Origin of the sequence: Xanthomarina sp., assembly GCF_035306605.1 — a bacterium.
Lineage (GTDB): Bacteria > Bacteroidota > Bacteroidia > Flavobacteriales > Flavobacteriaceae > Xanthomarina.
Map to the genome: position 1 here is coordinate 1 of NZ_DATGNR010000016.1, position 7,466 is coordinate 7,466.

Sequence of the window (7,466 nt, forward strand, 5' to 3'; positions counted from 1 at the left end):
TTTTCATCGTTAAAGTGCAAACAACCTAAGATAATACATCATAAATTTTACGGATTAGTTTACGGTGAAGGATTTGGAATACTAGAATGTACTTTTTCAATAGCTTGAAGACATTTGGACGATAAACTTAAATCCACACTAGCTATATTTTCTTCAAGTTGCTTTAAGTTTGTAGCTCCTATTATGGTGCTAGTTACAAAAGGTTGTTGAGTAACAAACGCTAAGGACATTTGTGCTAAAGACATCTTATTGTCTTCCGCTAGTTTCAAATAAGCTTTTGTTGCTTGAGTAGCACGCTCCGAACTATATCTAGTATACCTAGAAAACATGTTAAGCCTGGAGTTTTCTGAGTCGGTTCCTTTAATATACTTGCCAGACAATACACCAAATGCCATTGGCGAGTAAGCCAAAAGACCAAGATTTTCTCTTATAGAGATTTCTGCCAAATCACCTTCAAACATACGATTAAGCAAAGAATACGCATTTTGAATTGTAATCATTCGAGGCAAATGATTTATTTTAGATTCTTCTAAATAACGCATAGCTCCCCAAGCTTTTTCATTTGAAATTCCGATATGACGTACTTTACCCTCCTTAATAATACCGTCGAAAGTATGAAGAATTTCATTAAAGTTATCGGTCCAAGAATCATCAGGATTATGTTTATAATCTCTAACCCCAAATGTATTGGTTTGACGTTCTGGCCAATGAAGTTGGTACAAATCTATATAATCCGTTTGAAGTCTTTTTAAGCTTTGATTTACGGCATCTTTTAGTGCTTCTGGACTAAAACCATTGGTTCTAATATGTGCTGTATAATCTCCAGGACCTGCAATTTTAGTGGCTAAAACTACTTGATCTCTCTTTCCCGATTTCTTAAACCAATTCCCGATAATTTGCTCAGTTTTAGAATAGGTTTCTGCCGTTGCCGGAACTGGATACATTTCAGCACAATCGAAAAAATTAACACCCCTGTCAGTAGCAAAACTCATTTGAGCAAAACCTTCTTCTTCGGTGTTTTGGTTACCCCAAGTCATGGTCCCTAAACAAAGCTTACTTACTTTAATATTAGTATGTGGTAATGTGGTGTATTTCATCTTTATACAACAATTAAAATTAGTTTATATTTCCTAATTAAACATATAACTCATTCATTATTTTCTTGAGGGAGTTCCTTGTCCTTGATAAAATAATATTAGAAGACACATACGTTCTAGATTATCCCTGTCAAATATTAAGGTTCTATATGTTACTAATTTGCTAATTAAAAGTTGCTAAATTATAAAGAAAACTCGAGTTAGAAAGCTCCTATTCCTAGCATTATCCAAATCCACTCTGCCAATAGATTTTGTTTTATTCAAAATAGGTTCAAATTAGTAAACAAAAGATTTTTAGATGAAGCCCTTTCTCAACTAGACTCATATCTCTCACATTTTGAAGAATAGTAAATCTCGACATTACAGCACTTTCATTTATACTACCAACAAGAGATAGATTGAGAAATTAACAACCTAAGACGATTTCGTTTTTAACTATTTAATATAAAAAACGCGATTCTTTCGAATCGCGTTTAAACATTTAAATGTCGTTAAGCAGCTTCGTTATTTCATCCAGCTTTGGAGTTAGAATAACTTCTATTCGTCTATTTTTAGCTTTACCTTCTGAAGTTTCGTTAGATGCAATAGGTGCAAATTCTCCTCTTCCTGCTGCCGTTAGATTTTCAGGATTAATATTTGAATTTTGTCTTAAAATCTCAACAATTGCTGTTGCTCTTTTGGTTGATAGATCCCAGTTTCCTTTCATGATTCCATTTCCTGAATAAGGAACATTATCTGTATGCCCTTCAATTAACACATTAATATCTGGATTATCAGCCAATACAGACCCCAATTGATTAACCGCTTTTGCCCCTTCAACACCAACAGCCCAACTACCAGATTGGAACAGTAATTTATTTTCCATAGACACATAAACCTTTCCATCGCGTTGAACAACAGTCAATCCCTTTCCTTCAAAATCGACTAGAGCTCTAGATATTGCGTTTTTCAATTCTGTCATGGCAGCGTCTTTAGCCGCAATTACGCTTTCTAATTCTGCTACACGATTTGAACGAGCCTCTAGTTCTTTTTTCAAAGCTTCCAATCTTGTGTTTTCAGTTTCAAGCGCTTGTTCTTTTGCTTCTAAGCGAGCCAATAATTCTCTATTTTTTTGAACATTTTCTGCAATGGCTGATGAACTGTTTTTCTCTAAAGCATCATAAGAAGCTTTTAAGTTATCAAAATTTGCCTTTTTTGAAGCATAATCTGCTTGCAACTTATCACGCTCAGCAATGGCTTCATTATAGGCTTTTTGCAATTGAGTTAATTCATTTTGAGCGGCATTCTTCTCGCTGTTTAATGTTTTATTATCACTTTTCAACTCTCTGTTTTCATCCTTTAAAGTCGCATACTTATTTTCTAAATCTTTATAGACTTTGGGAGACACACAAGCACTTACTAATACTGTAGAAAGCGCTAAAATTAAGATTCTGTTTTTCATTATTTATAATTGGGTTAATTTATGAAGGGATGTTGATAACGATTTTTTAATCCAATATTTAATTGTTTTCTATTTCAACTAATATCGGACAATGGTCGCTATGCACGGCATCTTTAAGTATAACGGCTCTTTTTATCTTTTCTTGTAGCGGTTTTGAAACCATCGTGTAATCTATTCGCCATCCTTTGTTATTAGCTCTAGCATTGGCACGATAACTCCACCAGCTATATTCTTGTTTTTCAGGATGTAAATATCGGAAAGCATCTATAAAATCGTTATCGATAAATTGTCCTAACCAAGCGCGTTCTTCTGGTAAAAAACCAGAAACTCCTTTCATTTTCGGATTATGAATATCAATTTCCTGATGACAAATATTATAATCGCCACAAATAACAAGGTTTGGGATTTCTTGTTTCAAATTATTAACATAATCTTGAAACATATCCATATAATCAAATTTATGCTGTAAACGGGCATCGTTGGTTCCAGATGGTAAATACAAACTCATAACTGAAACACCATCAAAGTCTACACGTAGATTTCTTCCTTCAAAATCCATAGATTCTATGCCTGTACCATATTCTACATGGTTGGGTTTTATTTTAGACAAGATTGCCACTCCACTGTAGCCTTTTTTCTGAGCGCTAAACCAATAGTGATGTGGGTATCCTGCCTCTTCAAAAACACTTAAATCCAACTGCTCTTTCATTGCTTTAATTTCCTGCAAGCAAATAACATCCGGATTTGCGGCTTTTAACCAATCTATAAATCCTTTGCTTATTGCTGCACGAATGCCGTTAACGTTATAAGAAATTATCTTCATATCTGCTTTTAAAAGGGTTAAGTGTAATCTTTTTAATACTTTGGTTTATAACTAGCTTTATTAAATAAAGCCAAGTAATTTCAGCTAAAATAAATAATGCTTTACATTTACACTATTATTTAAATCCGTTTTAACAAAAGCTGTCAACAAAATATTTTAATTGATATGTAGTTTAATACTTCATGAGGTTTACACTGATTTTTTTATCCATGCTTTTTGGGTTTTCGGCTTTAGCCCAAACCCCAGAATCTAACTACAGAACAAAAACGGTTGCTGTTAAAGATTCTGTTGCTATAGATAGTGTAAGTATCAATTCTAATTTTTTGACATTGAAAAAAAAAGACGGTTCGTTTGTGGACGATTCCTTTTATTCTGTTGATTACAAAAAGGCTATAATTACTTTTATTAAACCCATTGATGCAGATTCTCTTATAGTCAACTACCTAAAGTATCCTGAATACTTAACTAGAACTTACAAACAAATTGACGACGGTATTATTGTTGAAAACACAAATAACCTTGCCAAACTCTATAAACTTTCACAACCTAACGAAAAGCAAAATTTTACTCCGTTTGATGGATTATCAACCTCGGGAAGTATTTCTCGTGGTGTAGTTATTGGCAATAACCAAAACTCAGTTTTGAATAGTGAGTTAGACCTTCAAATAACCGGGAAGTTAAGCGACAAGGTCTCTTTAAGAGCATCTATCCAAGACGCGAATGTACCCTTACAAGAAAGTGGTTATTCCCAGCGCTTGGATGAATTTGATCAGGTATTCATTGAATTATTTAGTGATAATTGGAAAATCAGAGCTGGAGATATCGACCTGACCAACCCAAATTCCTATTTTGCCAATTTCAACAAACGAGTACAAGGTTTATCGGTTGGGGCTACCCTACATCATTCAGATTCTAAAACTAATTTATTTGCATCTGGTGCAATGGTTAGGGGGCAGTTTACAAGCAGTCAATTTACAGCTCAGGAAGGCAATCAAGGTCCCTATAAATTAAAAGGACCTAATCAAGAATTATACGTACTTATTGTTTCAGGTAGCGAAACCGTTTATGTAAATGGCGTTCCTTTGAAACGAGGAGAATCCAACGATTATATAATCGATTATAATGCAGGTGAAATTATTTTTAACTCCACGTTTCCGGTAACTTCTGAAATGCGCGTAACCGTAGACTACCAATATAGTGAAAGAAATTACTCCCGTTTGATGGTTTTTGGAGGAGGAAGATATGAAAGTGAGAATCTAAATCTTGGTGTTTCAATATACAGCGAAAACGACTCGAAAAACAATCCACTCCAACAAAATCTGTCTTCCGAACAAGTTCAAATTTTAGCCAATGCTGGAGATGACAGAACGCAAATGGTTGCCCCTTCAATTGCGCCAGAACCCTATAATGAAAATAGAATTCTATATAAAAAGGTGCTGATTAATGGTGTAGAAGCATTGGTTTTTTCTAATGACCCAAACGACGAACTTTATAGTGCCCGATTTACCCTTGTAGGAGATAATTTAGGGAATTATGTTGTAAGTAGTATAAACGCCATAAGTACTATATACGAATATGTTGAACCTATTTCCGGAGTGCCTCAAGGAAATTATGAGCCGGTTTTTCAACTAATCGCGCCAACTAAATTACAAATGGCAATAGTTAATGGCGATTACAAACCTAGCGGTAAAACAGATATTAGTTTTGAGGCCGCAGTAAGCAAAAATGATTTAAACCTATTCTCCACTTTAGACGACAGCAATAACGATGGTTTTGCAGGAAAACTAAAGGTAAATCAAGCAATAATCAAACAAGATAGTTTGTGGAATTTGGAGGTTTTTGCCGACATTGACTATATCCAAGAGGATTTTCGTTCGATACAACGTATTTACAAAGCCGAATTTAATCGAGATTGGAACTTAGGAAATTCAACAAACCAAAACACATCATTAAATCCTGGCACTCAAACCCTAACTAAAACAGGAATACAAGTATTTCATAATAAAAAAGGTAGAGCAAGCTACGAGTTTGAATATTTAAATTATTCTAAAAGTTTTAATGGGAATAGGCATATTGTTTCAGCTGATTTTATGCTTAACAACTGGCAAATCATATCCCAATCAAGCATGCTAAACACTTCATATACCACAAATAACTCGGCGTTTTTTAGAACTTACAATGTCCTAACCTATAGTTTCAACAAAGCATGGACAGGAACCAGGTTGGCTATGGAAGATAACCAACAAAAAGTAAACTCGACAAATGCTTACACCCCATTAAGTCAGAAATTCAAATCGCACGAAGTATTTACAGGTGTTGGAGATAGCACCAAAGTATTTGCCGAAATAGGTTATAAATATCGTGTGAATGATAGTTTAAGAAACAACCAATTACAAAAAGTTAATTCATCTAACACCTATTATTTAGACTCTCGGATTATTCAAAATGAACAAACCAATTTATCGCTATACGCCAATTATAGAGTTTTAAATAGTGCTGATGAGACCATAGAAGATGAACGCTCCTTGAACTCAAGAATTCAATTTAGTCAACGTTTCTTTAAACAATTCTTTTTATGGAATACTGTTTACGAAACAAATTCAGGTACGCTACCGCAACAAGAATTCACTTTTGTAGAAGTAGAACCTGGGCAAGGAAATTATATGTGGATTGACTACAACGAAAACGGCATTCAAGAATTGGAGGAATTTGAAATTGCACAATTTCAAGATCAAGGAAAATATATTCGAGTGTTGCTTCCAAATCAGGTATTTATAAAAACGCATCAAAATAGATTAAGTCAAACGTTAACCATTAACCCTCAACCATGGTCGAGTGAAGCTAGTGGAATTAAAAAGGTACTTTCTCATTTCCATAATCAAACCTCATATTTGGTAGACAGCAAAAATAAGAGAGAAGGAAACAGTATTAATTTAAATCCGTTTTATCGAGACGGAGAAAACGAATTAGGGTTGCAACTGAACCTCAGAAACGTCCTGTTTTTTAATCGCGGAAAGCAACATTACACAACCTCTTACACCTTTCTAAAAAACAACTCAAAAAACAATTTAACTATTGGTTTTATTGAAAATGCTATAGTTAGTCACAGCTTGTTATTCAATCATAAGTTCGCAACTAGTTGGCTGATTAATTTTCAAACCAGCTTTAACAACAATGAAAGTTTTAGTGAAAATTTCAGCAGTAAAAATTATGATATTGATGAAACCAAAATAAATCCGAAGTTATCTTATTTATTAAATGACCATACGCGATTTGATATTTTTTATCAGTACACAAACAAGCACAACACTATTGCTAGTTTAGAAACCTTGAAACAACAAAAATATGGAGCTTCTTTTTCGTTTGCGAATATTCAAAGCATGTCCATAATTGGAGAGTTTAATTACTTTGAAAACAACTTCAAGGGCGGAGCAAATACACCGGTTGCCTACCAAATGATGGAAGGTTTACAGCCAGGAAAAAACTATACTTGGAGTTTATTAGGACAAAAGAAAATAACCTCATTTTTAGACCTAAACCTCAACTATTTAGGAAGAAAAAGCGAAACTAGCAAAGTAATTCATACAGGAAGTATTCAGTTAAAAGCCTATTTTTAATTATGTAATAATGGTTACTAACCAAATGGTTATATTTTTGTAACTTTGTATCTTATATGAACAAACTTGTAGCCATAACATATTCAGTTTTAATTCTTGTACAGAGTTTTAACTTTGGTTTTGAAGATCTTTCAAGACTGGGTGTTTTAATGGAGCATGCCGAATATCATCAAAAAACTTATGGCGACTCGTTTTTTGATTTTATATCCGAACATTATGGCGATGCCAAGTTCCAGCATGAAAACGAGCATAAGGAACATGAGGATTTACCTTTTAAACATAATCAAACCTGTTGCCATACCAGTGTTTCTTTTACAGTTCCCAATATAAACGTCACTTTGGAATACCCACCTTTTGTTGAAATTCCTTGTAACTTCTTTTATAAAGAATCTATCTCTCTATTTGAAAAATCAGCTGTTTTTCAACCTCCTAAATTCGCATAATTCACCCGTAATCTAAGTTCATTTTAAAAGCTATTTCTTAATGGC

General features: G+C 33.9%; 5 protein-coding genes. 2 read left to right on the top strand and 3 right to left on the bottom strand.

Annotated features, from left to right (window positions below; all coding sequences use genetic code 11):
- Nucleotides 1-59: 59 nt before the first annotated feature.
- The 3 genes from VKY41_RS02190 to VKY41_RS02200 form a co-directional block, all read right to left on the bottom strand.
- Nucleotides 60-1,097, bottom strand: coding sequence for an aldo/keto reductase (locus tag VKY41_RS02190; RefSeq protein ID WP_500812798.1), 1,038 nt, complete (start codon nucleotides 1,095-1,097; stop codon nucleotides 60-62).
- Between the two features lie 481 nt (nucleotides 1,098-1,578).
- Nucleotides 1,579-2,538 (bottom strand): OmpA/MotB family protein, encoded by a 960-nt coding sequence (locus VKY41_RS02195; RefSeq protein WP_500812799.1) that lies wholly within the window; start codon nucleotides 2,536-2,538, stop codon nucleotides 1,579-1,581.
- A gap of 58 nt (nucleotides 2,539-2,596) precedes the next feature.
- Nucleotides 2,597-3,361 carry an exodeoxyribonuclease III gene (locus VKY41_RS02200; protein ID WP_500812800.1) on the bottom strand — a complete coding sequence of 255 codons (765 nt, stop codon included), beginning with the start codon at nucleotides 3,359-3,361 and terminating at the stop codon, nucleotides 2,597-2,599.
- Between the two features lie 182 nt (nucleotides 3,362-3,543).
- On the opposite strand from VKY41_RS02200, the gene VKY41_RS02205 reads away from it, so the two are divergent.
- Together VKY41_RS02205 and VKY41_RS02210 are read left to right on the top strand one after the other, a co-directional pair.
- Nucleotides 3,544-6,978: a DUF8818 domain-containing protein gene (locus VKY41_RS02205; protein ID WP_500812801.1), complete on the top strand. Its 3,435-nt coding sequence runs from the start codon at nucleotides 3,544-3,546 to the stop codon at nucleotides 6,976-6,978.
- A 56-nt stretch (nucleotides 6,979-7,034) separates the two neighbouring features.
- Complete coding sequence (locus tag VKY41_RS02210) at nucleotides 7,035-7,421, top strand: hypothetical protein (RefSeq protein ID WP_500812802.1); 387 nt, start codon at nucleotides 7,035-7,037, stop codon at nucleotides 7,419-7,421.
- Nucleotides 7,422-7,466: the final 45 nt, after the last annotated feature.